This is a genomic window from Paenibacillus sp. V4I7 (genome assembly GCF_030817275.1).
Lineage (GTDB): Bacteria > Bacillota > Bacilli > Paenibacillales > NBRC-103111 > Paenibacillus_E.
On sequence record NZ_JAUSZD010000002.1, the window covers coordinates 7,264,142 to 7,279,332 of the forward strand.

General features: G+C 46.3%; 13 protein-coding genes. 11 read left to right on the plus strand and 2 right to left on the minus strand.

The window, feature by feature from the left end:
- Positions 1-16: 16 nt before the first annotated feature.
- The 5 genes from QFZ80_RS34025 (at position 17) to QFZ80_RS34045 (ending at position 6,976) form a co-directional block, all read left to right on the plus strand.
- A complete protein-coding gene (locus tag QFZ80_RS34025; protein WP_307550965.1) occupies positions 17-1,987 on the plus strand; it encodes a DHH family phosphoesterase in 1,971 nt (656 codons plus the stop codon).
- Complete coding sequence (gene rplI / locus QFZ80_RS34030) at positions 1,984-2,433, plus strand: 50S ribosomal protein L9 (protein ID WP_056838752.1); 450 nt, start codon at positions 1,984-1,986, stop codon at positions 2,431-2,433. Before QFZ80_RS34025 ends, rplI begins: the two co-directional genes overlap by 4 nt.
- A 615-nt stretch (positions 2,434-3,048) precedes the next feature.
- The gene (dnaB, locus tag QFZ80_RS34035) at positions 3,049-4,413 is read left to right on the plus strand and encodes a replicative DNA helicase (protein WP_307436910.1); all 1,365 of its coding nucleotides are present in this window, start codon (positions 3,049-3,051) and stop codon (positions 4,411-4,413) included.
- Between the two features lie 444 nt (positions 4,414-4,857).
- Positions 4,858-6,144, plus strand: coding sequence for an adenylosuccinate synthase (locus QFZ80_RS34040; protein ID WP_307563113.1), 1,287 nt, complete (start codon positions 4,858-4,860; stop codon positions 6,142-6,144).
- Positions 6,145-6,313: 169 nt separating this feature from the next.
- The gene (locus QFZ80_RS34045; RefSeq protein WP_307550960.1) at positions 6,314-6,976 is read left to right on the plus strand and encodes a hypothetical protein; all 663 of its coding nucleotides are present in this window, start codon (positions 6,314-6,316) and stop codon (positions 6,974-6,976) included.
- Here QFZ80_RS34045 and QFZ80_RS34050 read toward each other — a convergent pair.
- Positions 6,973-7,233, minus strand: a complete 261-nt coding sequence (locus QFZ80_RS34050; RefSeq protein ID WP_307550958.1) for a hypothetical protein — start codon at positions 7,231-7,233, stop codon at positions 6,973-6,975. The two genes, QFZ80_RS34045 and QFZ80_RS34050, sit on opposite strands and share 4 nt — an antisense overlap.
- Positions 7,234-7,504: 271 nt before the next feature.
- On the opposite strand from QFZ80_RS34050, the gene QFZ80_RS34055 reads away from it, so the two are divergent.
- The 6 genes from QFZ80_RS34055 (at position 7,505) to QFZ80_RS34080 (ending at position 14,860) form a co-directional block, all read left to right on the plus strand.
- Positions 7,505-9,049, plus strand: coding sequence for a M23 family metallopeptidase (locus QFZ80_RS34055; protein ID WP_307550957.1), 1,545 nt, complete (start codon positions 7,505-7,507; stop codon positions 9,047-9,049).
- 250 nt (positions 9,050-9,299) lie between these two features.
- Entirely contained in the window at positions 9,300-10,019 is a 720-nt protein-coding gene (gene yycF, locus QFZ80_RS34060; protein ID WP_029196128.1) for a response regulator YycF, read from the plus strand.
- A gap of 2 nt (positions 10,020-10,021) precedes the next feature.
- Positions 10,022-11,854 carry a cell wall metabolism sensor histidine kinase WalK gene (walK, locus tag QFZ80_RS34065; RefSeq protein WP_307563116.1) on the plus strand — a complete coding sequence of 611 codons (1,833 nt, stop codon included), beginning with the start codon at positions 10,022-10,024 and terminating at the stop codon, positions 11,852-11,854.
- Positions 11,851-13,140, plus strand: coding sequence for a YycH family regulatory protein (locus QFZ80_RS34070; RefSeq protein ID WP_307563118.1), 1,290 nt, complete (start codon positions 11,851-11,853; stop codon positions 13,138-13,140). Before walK ends, QFZ80_RS34070 begins: the two co-directional genes overlap by 4 nt.
- Positions 13,141-13,175: 35 nt before the next feature.
- Positions 13,176-13,994 (plus strand): two-component system regulatory protein YycI, encoded by an 819-nt coding sequence (yycI, locus tag QFZ80_RS34075; RefSeq protein ID WP_307563120.1) that lies wholly within the window; start codon positions 13,176-13,178, stop codon positions 13,992-13,994.
- A gap of 65 nt (positions 13,995-14,059) precedes the next feature.
- The gene (locus QFZ80_RS34080; protein ID WP_029196125.1) at positions 14,060-14,860 is read left to right on the plus strand and encodes an MBL fold metallo-hydrolase; all 801 of its coding nucleotides are present in this window, start codon (positions 14,060-14,062) and stop codon (positions 14,858-14,860) included.
- Here the strand turns inward: QFZ80_RS34080 and QFZ80_RS34085 are convergent.
- Complete coding sequence (locus QFZ80_RS34085; protein WP_029196124.1) at positions 14,829-15,038, minus strand: hypothetical protein; 210 nt, start codon at positions 15,036-15,038, stop codon at positions 14,829-14,831. The two genes, QFZ80_RS34080 and QFZ80_RS34085, sit on opposite strands and share 32 nt — an antisense overlap.
- Positions 15,039-15,191 lie beyond the last annotated feature (153 nt).

Sequence of the window (15,191 nt, forward strand, 5' to 3'; positions counted from 1 at the left end):
TTAGGAGCTAGTTCGAATGCCGAAGTTCCTTTTGAAGCGGTGGCACGGTCAACATATCGTGTGGATTTTCGTCCTACTCATCATTTTGACAGCCATTATTTATATGTTCAAATGGTGGCTGGGCCTTACAGCCTTCCTGATCTGTGGTGTATTAGCTTACTTTACGCTGCAAGCGGAGACTGCTTTTCGTAGAGAATTAAATACGTACGTCGGAACGATTACACATCGGGTAAAAAAAGCGGGCAATGAAGTCATGAGTGGCCTTCCCATCGGCATTATTTTATATAATGAAGAGAAGCGCATCGAATGGCACAACCCTTTTGTAGCAAAAATGCTTGAGAAGGATTCGGTCATTGGCGAGTCGCTATTTGAGTTCTTCCCAGATCTGAAAAGCAAAAAGGACAAAAACGACAAAAGTGACAAGCTGGAGCTGTCCATTGGAAAGTTTATTTATCAAGTATGGATTCGGCCTGAGGAGCGGCTGCTTTATTTCCGTGAAATAACGGAGCAAGCGATTTTGGCGAAGAAGTATGAAGATGAGAAAACAGCGATCGGCATCGTAATGATGGATAATCTAGAGGAGTCGACGCAAGGTCTCGATGATCAGACCCGCAGTATTATGCTGGCTAAGGTGACTGGTGAGATTACCGAATGGGCTCAGAAGTATCAGATCTATTTGCGCCGGACGTCGTCGGATCGTTTCCTTATTCTGATGGATCAGAAGGCTTTGCGCCAACTGGAACAAACGCGTTTTGAGATCCTGGATGAAGTGCGGGACTTGACGATTGAAAATAAGCTTCCTTTGACGCTTAGTATTGGGATCGCCTCAGGAGCTGAGCAGCTCATGGAACTTGGTCAAATGGCACAGATGGGACTAGATATGTCACTCGGCCGCGGCGGCGATCAGGTAACGGTCAAAGTCGGGCAGCGACTTTCCTTTTATGGCGGAAGAACGAATGCGGTTGAGAAGCGTACGCGGGTTCGAGCTAGAGTCATTTCTCACGCTTTGCGTGATCTAATGAAGGATAGCGATAAAGTGATCATCATGGGTCATCGGTTCCCTGATATGGACTCCGTTGGCGCAGCGATTGGTGTCTTGAAGGCTGTACAGGTTGTCGGGAAGGAAGGCTACATTGTACTGGAGGGCGTCAATCCTTCGATTCAGAAGGTGATGGAGACGATTGCTGCCGATGAGCGGCTGCATCGTTGGTTCATTACGCCGGAACAGGCGATGCAGATTACGACACAGCGCTCGCTGGCGGTTGTTTTGGACACACATAAGGCGTCCATGGTAGCCGAACCTAAGCTGCTGCAGCAGACACACAGGGTCGTGGTGGTCGATCACCATCGCCGTAGTGAGGAGTTCATCCATGATGCGATACTGGTTTATATGGAGCCGTATGCTTCTTCAACGTGTGAGCTTGTGACGGAGCTGCTTCAATATATCAATGAGAAGCTAACCATGGAAGTGTTGGAAGCAACGATGCTGCTGGCTGGGATCGTGGTGGATACGAAGAGTTTCAGCCTCCGTACAGGAGCAAGAACCTTCGAAGCGGCATCCTATTTGCGCCGAAATGGTGCTGATTCCTCTTTAATCCAGCGATTGCTGAAGGAAGATCTCGATTCGTATATCGAGAGAGCAGAGGTCATAAAACTTACAGAAACGATTTACGAGCATATCGCATTGGCAGTTGCTGAGCCAAATCGCAAATATTCTCAGTTGATGATTGCGCAAGTAGCTGATACATTGTTGAATATGACGAATATTATGGCATCCTTTGTCATCGCCGAACGACCGGACGGATTGATCGGGATTAGCGCAAGATCGCTAGGACAGATGAACGTTCAGATCGTTATGGAGCGTCTGGGCGGAGGCGGGCATTTAACGAATGCAGCTACGCAGATAGATGGCACTTTAGAGGAAGCAACGAATCGATTGAAGAAAGTACTTGAGGAAATGCAGGAAGAGGAGGGACTTTTCGAATGAAAGTCATTTTACTAAAAGACGTAAAAGGCCAAGGTAAGAAGGGCGAAGTGAAAGAAGTATCTGAGGGCTACGCACAGAATTTCCTAATCGCGCAGGGACTTGCTGCTCCAGCTACACAAGGAACCGTTAAGGTGCTGGATAATCAGAAAAAAGCCGAGCAGCGCCGCAAGGATCAAGAAAAAGCCGATGCTCAAGCACTCGGTGAGAAGCTTGGTGAAATGACCGTTCAAATCAAGGCGAAAGCCGGTGAAGGTGGACGTCTATTCGGAGCCATCCCTAGCAAGCAAATCGCAGAGATTCTAGAGAAGCAGTACAAGATCGTAATCGATAAGCGCAAAATCGTGCTGGAAGATCCAATTCGTACACTTGGTGTGACGAAGGTTGCTGTGAAGCTGCACAGTGAAGTAACGGCTAGCTTGAACGTGCACGTGACGGAAGAGAAGTAAGAAGCGGAGTGACGGGCGTTCCGGAGTAAGAGAGAACAGCGTTACAGAGCAAGAGAAAAATGCGTTACGGAGAAAGAACATGGATGCAGGTTAGAGTCCCTTGGAGGGGCTCTTATCTATTGTGAGGTTATACCGCGGTTAGTGAATCTACGAGGTAATTTTCGTAGTTTACTTCGAGGTATTTTATTAGATGTCTGTAGAGATATTTAAGAGTTTAGAGAGCGTAAGAGAGTTTAAGAGATCAAAGAGTGAAGTTTAAAGCGTAAAGTGCAACCTGAAATGATAGATTAGCTGGTTGTGCCACTTCTAGGCACCAAATTAGATACCTAATAGCCCAATATCCAGAGTACTTGGAGTAGCAAACTGTTCGATCATGCGGCGGAAACTTAGGAATTGGTAAGGTTCCTAGCGTATGAAGTTGCTGAAATAGGACGAATAACGGTCTGTAGACGCAGTCACTAGTTCGTTGAGTTTGAAATGAAAGATAGATTAGTAGTTTAAGCAGAAGACTAAAAGATGAACCATGGATGATAGAAAGCGATTGAAGAGTTTCTCATCCATTTGTGATGCAAGCCTATTAAACTAACTAACGAAAAGAAAGGCGGGTACAGCAGCATGAGCGGAGATAATATGTTTATGGATCGTGTACCCCCACAAAATATAGAAGCCGAGCAAGCCGTACTCGGTGCTATTTTGATTCACGGCGAAGCCTTGATTACCGCCATGGAGCGGATATCAAGCGACGACTTCTATCGTGGTACACATCAACGCATCTTCGAGTCGATCGTAGAACTCGCAGAAGAGCAGGAGCCCGTCGACCTGATCACGCTCACATCGCGCCTACAGAACAAGCAGCAGCTTGAAGAGATTGGCGGCGTGACGTATCTTTCTGAGTTGGCTAATGCGGTGCCAACAGCAGCAAACATTGACTACTACGCAGCTATCGTCGAGGAGAAGTCAATGTTGCGCCGCCTTATCCGCACGGCGACCCAAATCGTCTCCAATGGCTATGCCAATGAGGACGATGTAGGGTCAATGCTCAGCGAGGCGGAGGCGAAGATCCTTGAGATCTCGCAGCGCCGCAGCTCAAGCGGATTCGTGGTTATTCGCGATGTGCTCATGGAAGTATTCGAGAAAGTGGAGCAGCTTTACTCGAATAAGGGAGGGTCAACGGGGATCCCTTCGGGCTTCATTGACCTGGACAAGATGACGTCCGGCTTCCAGCGTTCGGACCTTGTTATCTTGGCCGCCCGTCCTTCCGTAGGTAAGACCGCGTTCGCGCTGAACGTTGCGCAGAACGTTGGCGTGCGGGCCAAGGAAACCGTCGCCATCTTCTCCCTGGAGATGGGCGCGGCGCAGCTCGTACAGCGTATGATCTGCGCGGAAGCGAACGTCGATGCCAACCGCATGCGGACAGGGTATCTCGAGGGCGACGACTGGGAGAAGCTGACGATGGCGATTGGCGCTTTGTCCGAAGCGAACATCTACATCGATGATTCACCATCGATTACGGTCGCGGACATCCGCGCGAAGTGCCGTCGTCTGCAGCAGGAGAAGGGGCTCGGCATGATCCTCATCGACTACCTGCAGCTGATTGCCGGCCGCGGCAAAGGCGATAACCGTCAGCAGGAGGTCTCTGAGATCTCCCGTACGCTGAAGCAAATTGCGCGTGAGCTCAACGTTCCGGTCATCGCGCTCTCGCAGCTGAGCCGGGGTGTAGAGCAGCGGCAAGACAAGCGTCCGATGATGTCTGACCTTAGGGAATCGGGTTCCATCGAGCAAGATGCCGACATCGTAGCGTTCCTCTACCGGGACGATTACTACGATAAGGAATCCGAGAAGAAGAATATTATCGAAATTATTATTGCTAAGCAGCGGAACGGTCCTGTAGGAACCGTAGAGCTTGCTTTCTTGAAGCAATTTAATAAGTTCGTGAATATGGATCGAAGTCACCAAGAAGCAGCAGCCGCGCAGTATTGACGGCTGCTTTTTTTAATTTTCAGAGGGCTAACCTATTAGTTTGCGCAATATCCGAACGATTATACGGGCACCTGTGTAATTGTTCGTTTTTAATTGACTTTGCTCAGGGGGACTGCTACACTAGAGACGGTGAAAAAAACCTTGGTCGAATGCCTGCTTTTCGCAAGGCAACTTCGAGATAAGGTCGTTTTTCATGCCGTAAGGTAGGTTCACTTCCTGCAGATGACTGCCGAAGAAACCTGGATGTTCCTTTGCGGTGAGTAAGCCCTCTGAACCGGTTCGCCAAGTATGCAACGGTGTATAGAGGTATTTGCATCGCCAGAGGGAAAGTACGATGGACGCTAGACGCTTTAGCGCTTTAATGAAGTCCAACTTCTCTCTGTGGTACTAAAAGCCATAACGGCTCATTATGGGTGATTCGTCACCGTACGGAGGTAAGTGCATATGTCAACGGTTGTTGTTGTCGGTACGCAATGGGGAGATGAAGGGAAAGGGAAAATCACGGATTTCTTAGCGGAATCTGCTGAGGTCGTTGCTCGTTATCAAGGTGGTAACAACGCAGGCCATACGATCATTATTAGCGGGAAGAAATATAAGCTAACGATGATTCCCTCAGGTATTTTTTACAAAGATAAAGCTTGTGTAATCGGGAATGGCATGGTTATTAACCCGGCTGCGCTCATTGAAGAAATTAACTACATTCATGATAATGGTTTTACGACGACGAACCTTAACATCAGTGACCGCGCGCATGTCATTATGCCGTATCATTTATTGATGGATGGTCTGGAAGAAGATCGTAAAGGTGATAGCAAAATTGGTACGACCCGCAAAGGGATCGGACCTTGTTATATGGATAAAGCAGCTCGTAATGGTATTCGTATCGCTGATCTGATGGACGCGGAAGAGTTTGAATTTAAGCTTAGACGCATCGTTGCAGAGAAAAATGTTGTGATTGAGCAAGTTTACGGTTCACAGGGTCTTGATGTAGAACCAATTCTCAAAGAATATCTCGAGTACGCTGAAGTCATTCGTCCATATGTAACGGATACGTCGGTTGTATTGAACCAATACATTGATCAAGGGCGCAGGGTATTGTTTGAAGGCGCACAAGGCGTTATGTTGGATATCGACCAAGGTACATATCCGTATGTTACCTCCTCGAACCCAACCGCAGGTGGTGTATGCATCGGTTCTGGTGTAGGCCCAACGAAGATCCACAACATCATCGGTGTGGCAAAAGCGTACACGACGCGTGTCGGCGATGGCCCGTTCCCTACAGAACTGGACAATGAAATCGGTGCTTGGATTCGTGAAAAAGGCTTTGAATACGGTACAGTAACAGGTCGTCCACGTCGTGTTGGTTGGTTCGACAGCGTTGTTGTTCGTCACGCAAGACGCGTTAGCGGAATCACAGGCTTGTCCCTTAATTCCATTGACGTTCTGACTGGTCTTGAAACGGTGAAAATTTGCACTGGCTACATGTACCGCGGCGAGTTAATTGAGCACTACCCAGCTAGCCTGAAAGCTATCTCCGAGTGTGAAGCTGTATATGAAGAGCTTCCAGGTTGGACAGAAGATGTAACTGGCGCACGTACGTTGAGCGATCTGCCTGAGAACGCCAGACATTATGTGGAGCGTGTTTCCCAACTGACAGGTATTCCAATCGCGATCTTCTCCGTAGGTCGTAACCGTGAGCAAACGAACCTAGTTCGTCCAATCTACGCTTAATCATAACCAAATAAGGCGAAATGTTCGCTTTTCCTGAATAACTTAAGAAATCCTCTAGGCTGTTTACAGCTTAGAGGATTTCTTTTTTATCAAAAAGGGATTTAATGGAGATGATTTCGTCAATACTGGGAGGGAGGAACATGATTTTGCGCCAGGAGTGATAGCGAGTATGAAAATAATAGCATGGTTAAGTAAGATCGTCATTGGAACAGTCCTGATTACATCGATTTCGATGTTTACGACATGGTATGTTGTAAACATGTATGTGGAGGATATTTTTCGACAATATCAGATCCCAGCTTTGGGTAAAAAGGTTCAATTTAACGAATTTGCTGCAAGATTGGCGGGGGAGCTGAATATAGTTATGCGTAGAGACGGGGGGAAGCAAGCTGCCCCATCTGAAAGCCCTGCACCTACGAAGCCTGTTCCTAGTCTCAACCCGTCTGGAAGCCTATCTAGCCCTAGTCCAAACGATCAACTTCCCACAAGTGGAGTTAGTTCTAATGACGGTGATGATGCTTCCCAAGGAGCCAAGGATGATGCCGTAGCCGTTATGGGAAGAGCGCGAAGTGAAGCGAACGAGCAGAAAAAGGAACTCGTCATGTCGACGGAGGATTTTGCCAAAAAGAAAGAAGCACTCTCTAGCGACGATAAGATGAAAATATTTTCTCTAGTTGTTGCCAAGCTGCCGCAAAGTGACGTGCAGAATCTATCCGTTTTGCTCGAAGATGGGATTACCACAGAGGAGTTAAAGCAAGTCAATGACACGCTTAAAAAGCACTTAAGTGAGAAGGAATTGAAGCAGCTTACAGATATCCTAAGCAAGTATTAATGGAGTTGTCCGCCGTATTTGATAATCGTATCCTCAGCTTGGCGATAGCGTGACTTCTCAACACTTACCATGAGTGCAAAGGAAGGCTCAGCAGCAAAGCTGTCTACGGATTGAATGAAGCTGTCAGCTTGTTGATCAGAACTAGGTACTACGCCATTATCGAATTTGATATCTAGTACACCTTGTAGTTTAAGTACTTCAGCCGCTTGCTCTAAATTATCCCTATTTTGGAATGTGGCCGCCAAATTAACTTCCATCGTTGATGTCCCCTTTCAATTTTCATGCTAATTCGTCAATCCTTGGAGCAATGCGCATAATCTCTTGGATTTTCATACAAAAAATTGAATTTTTAGTGCCTTCTTTTGGTGATGGACACGAATCTATCACATGGATTTCGAGTATTTTGTTGAAATAGGCAGAGAAAGTGTGTTAAATTTAACAAAAGGCTGACATCCTTTATGGATATTATGTCTAATCAAGGTTTATTTATGTATCTACGGATGCAAAACCGTTCAAAGGGAGAAGATCATGACAGGTTTCAGGGGAATGCGCTTTGTCATGGATCTCATCAAGAGATTCACGCCTAAGCGAGAAAGCTTGACCGGAAATGAATCAATATCAGACAAGCAGCTGGAAGAATCAACGACAACAACGACGCTAACGGTAATGAAACGACATAAATGGTCCCTTGCTCTGGGAGTTAGTGCAATCGCGCTAACTGGGATAATTACGTTTACTGGACATCAATATGTAGAAGCAGGCATGGTGAATGTGTACCATGTGAAGCTGGATGGCCAAGAAATAGGTATTGTAAGTGACAATAAAATTATTGATGAATATAAGCAAAGAAAACCGCAAGAAGTGCAACAAAAATTCCCAGATGTACATGTCGTGTTGAAAACAAATGGAGTCACCTATGAGTCTGAAAGGGCTTTCAACGTAAAATCTGATGATTCAGCTGTTTTGGCAACACTTGATAAGCTGCTTGTGCCGCAACCGGTCGGCATTGAATTGAAGGTAGATGGGAAAACCATCGCAATTGTGAAGGATCAGCAGACGGCTGATCAGATTCTTGAACAAGTAAGTGCACCCTTTGCGCCTAAAGCCAAGGAAACCGCTAAGGTGGCTGTCCTATCAACAGGGTTAGGTGAGGATATCACAACAGCACCATCGGAACTCGAGAAAGTAGAGTTTATTCAGCAGGTGGATACCAAGGAAGTTCCTATCGAACCCGATGATTTGGCTAAACCGGAAGATGTCGTTAAGAAGCTCAAGACCGGTGATGTACAGCCAGCCAAGTATACGGTTGTCGAAGGAGATTGCGTTTCCTGTATCGCGAAGAAATTAGGGATTACGAAGCAATTCATTTATGATAAAAACCCCGGCATTCAAGATGATAAGCTGAAAATTGGCAACCAACTTGATGTGACGGTGCTCAAACCAACGCTCTCTGTTAAGACAACAGAACGGGTTGTACAGAATCAGGAGATTCAATACGACACTGAGTATGTGAAAGATGATTCACTTCGCGTAGGTGTTGTTCAACCGATAACCGCTGGGAAGAATGGGCTGAAGAAGGTTACGATACAAGTGACGAAGGTCGATGGTTTAATGACCGAAGAGAAGCTTGTGAATGAAGAGATCATTGATAAACCTGTTATGGCTAAGGTGAAAAAAGGAACCAAAGTCATTCAAGGCGAAGGCTCAGGGAAGTTCGCGTGGCCAGTCATTTCTCCAAGTATTTCAAGTACGTTCGGCGTGCGATGGGGTAAGCTTCACAAAGGGATTGATATCACAGGCAACAGGAATATCATGGCGGCCGATAACGGCAAAGTCACGGATAGCGGTTATAAATCCGATTACGGCAATTATATCATTATTAATCATTTGAACGGTTACGAGACGTTATATGGTCATTTGAGCAAAATCACCACGACCGAAGGTACTATCGTCGAGAAAGGCGATAAAATCGGTATTATGGGAAGTACAGGCGACTCCACAGGTGTTCACTTGCATTTTGAGATTCACAAAAGTGGCAGTGTGGAAAACCCATTAAAGTATTTAAATCGTTAAGATGAGATAGAGGCAAGGTCAAACCGGACAACTCGGGGGCCTTGTCTCTTTTTTTCAAAATATGAAGAATAAGCTTAGGCATAACCGGAATACGCATACTATTTGGTCGTTCAATATTGATTTGCCTCGATAGAGGTATTCTCACTTGAATGTATGATAAAATAGAGGGTAGTATGCAGGAAATAGACTGACTTTACATGCTCGTCCTAGTAGGACGTAGTCATTTATCCTTGAGTAGGCGGTGGTAGGTTTGTTTGGTAAAATTCTCGTGGTGGATGACGAACAACCGATTGCAGATATTTTGAAATTTAATTTGGAAAAAGAGGGCTACCAGGTCATCTGTGCGTATGACGGCGGAAGCGCTGTAGAGCTTGCTTTCTCTGAGCAGCCCGATCTGATATTGTTGGATCTCATGCTGCCTGTGAAGGATGGGATGGATGTGTGCCGAGAGGTTCGCTCGAAGCTGAATACTCCTATCATTATGCTTACAGCTAAAGATACAGAACTGGATAAAGTGCTTGGCCTAGAGATGGGCGCAGACGACTATGTGACCAAGCCTTTCGGCACTAGAGAGCTGCTTGCCCGAGTGAAGGCGCACCTGCGCAGACAGACGAAAGCGCAGTCGGCTCCAAGCGAGTCTGACACGCAGCGCAATGGAATGCGTATTCATGCCCTGTTTATCGATAACGACATGTACATGGTGTATAAAGATGGTACACCACTCGATTTGACGCATCGGGAGTTCGAGCTTATTCAATATTTGGCCAAAAATTCAGGCAAAGTGATGACACGCGAGCACCTGCTGCAGGCTGTGTGGGGCTTTGAATATTTCGGCGACGTACGAACAGTCGATGTAACGATTCGGCGCTTACGCGAGAAGCTGGAGACGGACCCGAGCCGTCCGGAGTATATTATGACGCGCAGGGGTCTCGGTTACTTAATGCGCAGTCCTAAGGCCGGAGGCTTCTGAGCATGAAGGGCATCCGCTTCTTTCAATCGATTCAAGCGAAGCTGATTATAATTTATGTCTTACTCATTCTGATCGCGATGCAGCTCATTGGCGTGTATTTCTATAAGACAGTCGAGACGTATTTCAAGAATGACTTTTTGACTTCACGCAACAGTCAGGTGACGCTGCTGACCGGCTTTGTAGGGTCGTACCTCACAGGGGATCAGGACAGCAAGAACGCTGCTGAAGGCAAGAAGACATATGCGGATTTGAATGAATTCGTCAGCAATTTATTTTCCATTAATAATGCGGAAATTCAAATTATAGATGCGAACGGGAACGTCATTAGTACATCGGTTCCTAATCATTTGAAACAAAAAAACACACAGCCGGAAGTCATCAGGGCGCTGCAGGGGATTAAGGATAACCAACGGATCTTCACGGATGAGGATGGTTATCGGAAGGTCATTATCGCCAAGCCGGTAGGCAGCGGTGCCCGTGTCCTGGGTGCAGTATACATTATAGCTTCCATGGAAGATGTTTATAAAACGATCCGATCGATTAACCGCATCCTCATCTCGGGAACCTTGATCGCTCTGGGGCTAACCGCTATTCTTGGTGTGCTTCTTACCAGTACGATTACGAATCCGATCAAAGAGATTACGAAGCAGGCGACGGCTGTCGCCGAGGGTAACTTTGATCAACAGGTTATTATTCAAGGGACCGATGAGATTGGACAGCTCGGTCATACGTTTAATTTTATGATGAATAGGCTCAAAGAAGCGCTCTCGCTGAATGAAGAAGAGAAGGAGAAGCTCGCTTCGATCTTAACGAATATGAATGATGGAATCATTGCCACGGACGATAAAGGTCATGTCATCGTGCTTAACCGCAGGGCGAAGCAGATTCTGCAAACGGAAGAGGAAACGACGCTCGGTCTGGATATATCCGAGGTGCTCGGTATTCCGATGGACACGATTCGCGGTTTCCTCCAAGGGCATGTTAGTACGACACTGCTGGATATTAATCTCCCCGATGACGATGAGCAGTTATCCGTACGTATCACGTTCACGCCGATTCATCGCCGAGGTGAAGGACAGAACGGGATTATTGCGGTGCTGCAGGACGTAACGGATCAGGAGAAGCTGGAGCAGGCGAGGCGCGAGTTCGTAGCGAATGTGTCGCATGAGTTGCGTACGCCGCTGACGACGATCAAGAGCTATCTGGAAGCGCTCGATGATGGCGCGATCGAGGAGCCGCAGCTGGCTTCACGCTTTATTAGTGTTACGCGCAGCGAGACGGAGCGGATGATCCGCTTAGTGACGGATCTCTTGCATCTATCGAGGCTTGATTCCAAGCAATCGATGATGAGTAAATCCTCGACGCTGGTGAGCGAGATGCTGGAGGAGGTAGCCGACCGGTTCTCCTTCCAGCTGCAGCAGCGGAAGATTCAAATTCTAATTCATGTGGAGCAGGGCGTGACCAGTTTGCTGCTCGATCGGGATAAAATTGATCAAGTACTCGACAACCTCGTGTCGAATGCGATTAAGTATACGGGCGATGAAGGGGCCATCCGGCTAGAAGCGAGGAAGATCGAGAAGGATGTGCTGGAAATTTCGGTCCAAGATAACGGAATCGGTATTCCGAAGAAAGATTTATCCCGTATTTTTGACCGATTCTATCGGGTGGACAAGGCACGTTCCCGCAATATGGGCGGTACAGGGTTAGGTCTATCTATTGCCCGGGAAATAGTAAAAGCACATGGCGGCTCGATCATTTTGGAGTCGGAACTGGCACAAGGCACTCGTGTTGTATTCACACTGCCGATTCAGCAAGAGGAGGAAGATGAACTATGATCGAGAGTCTGAAATCCATTCTTCTTGTTGTCTTGATTGGGACGAGCTTGTATCAAAGCTTTTATCTAGCTTCGTACAACCCGCCGAAGATAGAGCCTATCCAACAAAGTAATTATGTTCAGACGGAGACATTAGGGAAGCAATCGGAGCTGCATGACATGCTATTCCCTGATCAAATTATCGTTCATTTAGGCAATCAGCAGCACTCTGTTCTGTATCCAAACAATTACTACTACACACGATTGCTCGATAATATTAAGCAGCGAAGTTTTAAAGGCTTTCGCAAAACGTCGATGTATTTGGTCAATGTGAACTGGGAAGAAGTTCGAACGAAACAGCAAGGGGTTGAGATTCGGTTCCGGGACGGTATCCCTTTTACCATTCTTCAGCAGCTTCTTCGAATTGAAGGCGAAATACCGATTGATAATGATAAAATAACGCGAATTTGGATCTACTCCAAGGGCAATAACGAGGATGTTCGTGCTTTCTTCTTTACAGATTCCCCGGGCGTTGGGTACGAAGTCATCGGGGCCGATTTTACAAGTAAAGACGTGGAAAATTTCGCTGCATTTGGTGATCTGACGAATCTATACAAAACGACAAACAGTGGAGATTACTATCTCCCAATAAAGCCGCTTCGACTGCCCAATTATATATTTACTTATAGCTTGCTGACGGCAGACCAATTGAAACAAAGTCTATTCGTCGATCCTGGCATTACACGTTATCTCAAAGAACGGGATGGTTCTGAAATTTATACGGATAGTAAGCGCGGTTTCCAGTTAAATCGAGATCTGCGGTGGGTTACGTATTCGGATCCTGTTGCGCCAGTGGAAAGTAAAACAGAGGTATTGGAAGATTTGCAGGCTGGAATCAAATTTATTAATCAGCATATCGGCTGGGATGGGAAATATGTGGTTTCCCGCACGCCGCAGAAGCAGTTAATCGATAATCACTCGTTCACGTTCCGACAGTACTATGAATCCTTGCCGATTATTACGCCGCAGCCGGAGGGCTTTGGTTCTATGAAAATGCAAGTTCAGAAAGGGATTATTTCTGGATTCGAGAGATCGATGATTATTCCCGATTTGAAGACAGTACAACGACGTGATTTCGAAATCATGTCTGGTGACGCTTTGGAAGAAAGGCTGCAGTATTATCAGAAACGTTCTAGTATTGTGTCTATTTTCCCGGCGTATCGTCCAGTAGTAACGGAAAAGACGCTTGTATTGACGGCAACATGGGCTGTTGAACTGCGCGATGGTACGTATGATTATATGGAGTAAGCATTTTCCACTTCTGAGGAAAGGTTGGTGAGATTATGAATTGGAGTCGGGCTAAGACGATTTTGATTTGTTCCTTTTTGATGTTGAATATGATTCTTGGTTTCCAACTTTGGTCCACCAATCGTTCCAATAAGACGGAAATCGCTTTGGACACATCGAGTACCATAGAAGAGCTGAATCAAGCACTCCGAAATAAAAATATACGGCTAATGGATGAGTTACCGACGGATCAACCGAAGATGAAAGTCATCACGGTGAAGTACGACGACAATATGAAGCCGGGTGAACTGAAAACGCTAAAAACGCCAATTATCATGAGCAATCTGCTTGGTAAAGGGGCTAGTAAAGAAGTTCAAGCACAATCTGAGATTCCGAATTTTGGATTATACCAATTAGATTCAGCGATTAGTCGAAATGGTGTTTATGTGTTCACCCAGCTATATGGCAAGATTCCGCTCTTCGATGTCAAGGTGGAGCTGAGGGAGAAAAATGGAGAAATTACCAGTTACCGTCAAGCTTACGTTGAAGTAGAATCAGGAGTAGAGCAGACGGAGCAGAAGTTGATCCCCGCTCAATTAGCTGTTCGCAGCTTAGTGGACAATTATTTGAGTGATGGCGCCATTATTACGGAAGTCAGACTGGGATATCATGCACCGCCGTATAATTCAGAAACGCAACCGATGTTTCCGCACTGGCGGATTAGGATCGATAACGGAGATATTTATTATTTGCAAGCTTTCAATGGAGCGGTTGAGTCTCCGCAGAAAGGGTCTGAATTGGCACCATTTGGTACACAAGTGAATGGCGCGATAACAACTGAGAACCCTGGGGACAAGAGCAAGGATAAGAAGTAAGCAAGTGTGATAGTCAACAATGGACGGCTAGATGGATGACATGTAGGCATAGAGGAGTAGGGAAGATGGGTATGAGGTTTACGGTACTGTCGAGCGGTTCGACGGGTAATGCGACGGTGGTTGACAATGGTGAAATCAAGCTGCTGATTGATGTGGGATTTAGCGCCAAGAAGATGGAGCTGTTAATGAAGGAACGTGAGCTCGAGGCGAGCAGTATTGATGCCATTCTGGTCACACATGAGCATTCAGATCATATTAAAGGGCTTGGAGCACTGGCTCGCAAATATGATTTGCCAATCTACGCGAATGAGAAGACTTGGGAAGAGCTTGATCGTCAGATCGGTGTGATCGCGGAAGGCAATAAGCGGGTCATGGAAACCGGAGGTATCGAGGAATTCGGTACGCTGCGTGTTGAATCATTCGGAATATCACATGATGCAGCGGAGCCGGTGGGGTATTGCTTTTATGAAGGGGAACAGAAGTTAAGCGTTGTAACGGACTTGGGATACATGAGTGAGAAAGTCAAAGAAAAGATTACGGATTCAGATAGCTTGGTACTGGAGACAAATCACGATGTGGACATGCTGCGCGTGGGGCACTATCCATGGAGTATTAAGCGTCGCATCCTTGGGGACAAGGGTCATTTATCCAATGAAGCTGCAGGGGAAGCGCTCTGTGACGTGCTGACGCACAAGACGAAATCCGTCTATATGGCTCATTTAAGCCGTGACCATAATTTAATGGATTTGGCCAGGCTAACCGTGAATAACATAGTACAAGAGCGTGCCCCTGAAGCTAAACAGCTGCGGCTGATGGATACATATTTTGACCGCTCTACGAAATGGGATGTATTGGATTCGGAGTAAGCGCAGCGTCGAGTTCTTTGGATTTGAGCTGGATCTCCTGCGCGGTGATGAGACCCTTATCGATCAGAACTTGAATGAGAGATGAGAGGACGAGGGACTGGTGGTAGTGGCTATCTTTGAGGTCAGCGAGCTTACCAATCATGTTAATTTCATCAAAATGGGAAGGAATACGGTTCATTCTGAGCAATCTCCTTTATTTGTATGATTTAAAATTTCAGTTAACTCTAGTATTTCGTTAAGAGATTTGGTTTACTATTATTGTAGGCAAGAAGTGAACGAAACATTCCTGTTTTTTGAAATATAACAATACAAGGCAAGATCGAAAAACAAT

Coding starts and splice junctions, on each gene's coding strand:
- yycI (WP_307563120.1), top strand. CDS start 13,176: ATGAATTGGAGTCGGGCTAAGACGATTTTGATTTGTTCCTTTTTGATG.
- QFZ80_RS34025 (WP_307550965.1), top strand. CDS start 17: ATGCCGAAGTTCCTTTTGAAGCGGTGGCACGGTCAACATATCGTGTGG.
- QFZ80_RS34055 (WP_307550957.1), top strand. CDS start 7,505: ATGACAGGTTTCAGGGGAATGCGCTTTGTCATGGATCTCATCAAGAGA.
- QFZ80_RS34070 (WP_307563118.1), top strand. CDS start 11,851: ATGATCGAGAGTCTGAAATCCATTCTTCTTGTTGTCTTGATTGGGACG.
- QFZ80_RS34050 (WP_307550958.1), bottom strand. CDS start 7,233: ATGGAAGTTAATTTGGCGGCCACATTCCAAAATAGGGATAATTTAGAG.
- walK (WP_307563116.1), top strand. CDS start 10,022: ATGAAGGGCATCCGCTTCTTTCAATCGATTCAAGCGAAGCTGATTATA.
- dnaB (WP_307436910.1), top strand. CDS start 3,049: ATGAGCGGAGATAATATGTTTATGGATCGTGTACCCCCACAAAATATA.
- QFZ80_RS34040 (WP_307563113.1), top strand. CDS start 4,858: ATGTCAACGGTTGTTGTTGTCGGTACGCAATGGGGAGATGAAGGGAAA.
- QFZ80_RS34045 (WP_307550960.1), top strand. CDS start 6,314: ATGAAAATAATAGCATGGTTAAGTAAGATCGTCATTGGAACAGTCCTG.
- QFZ80_RS34085 (WP_029196124.1), bottom strand. CDS start 15,038: ATGAACCGTATTCCTTCCCATTTTGATGAAATTAACATGATTGGTAAG.
- rplI (WP_056838752.1), top strand. CDS start 1,984: ATGAAAGTCATTTTACTAAAAGACGTAAAAGGCCAAGGTAAGAAGGGC.
- QFZ80_RS34080 (WP_029196125.1), top strand. CDS start 14,060: ATGGGTATGAGGTTTACGGTACTGTCGAGCGGTTCGACGGGTAATGCG.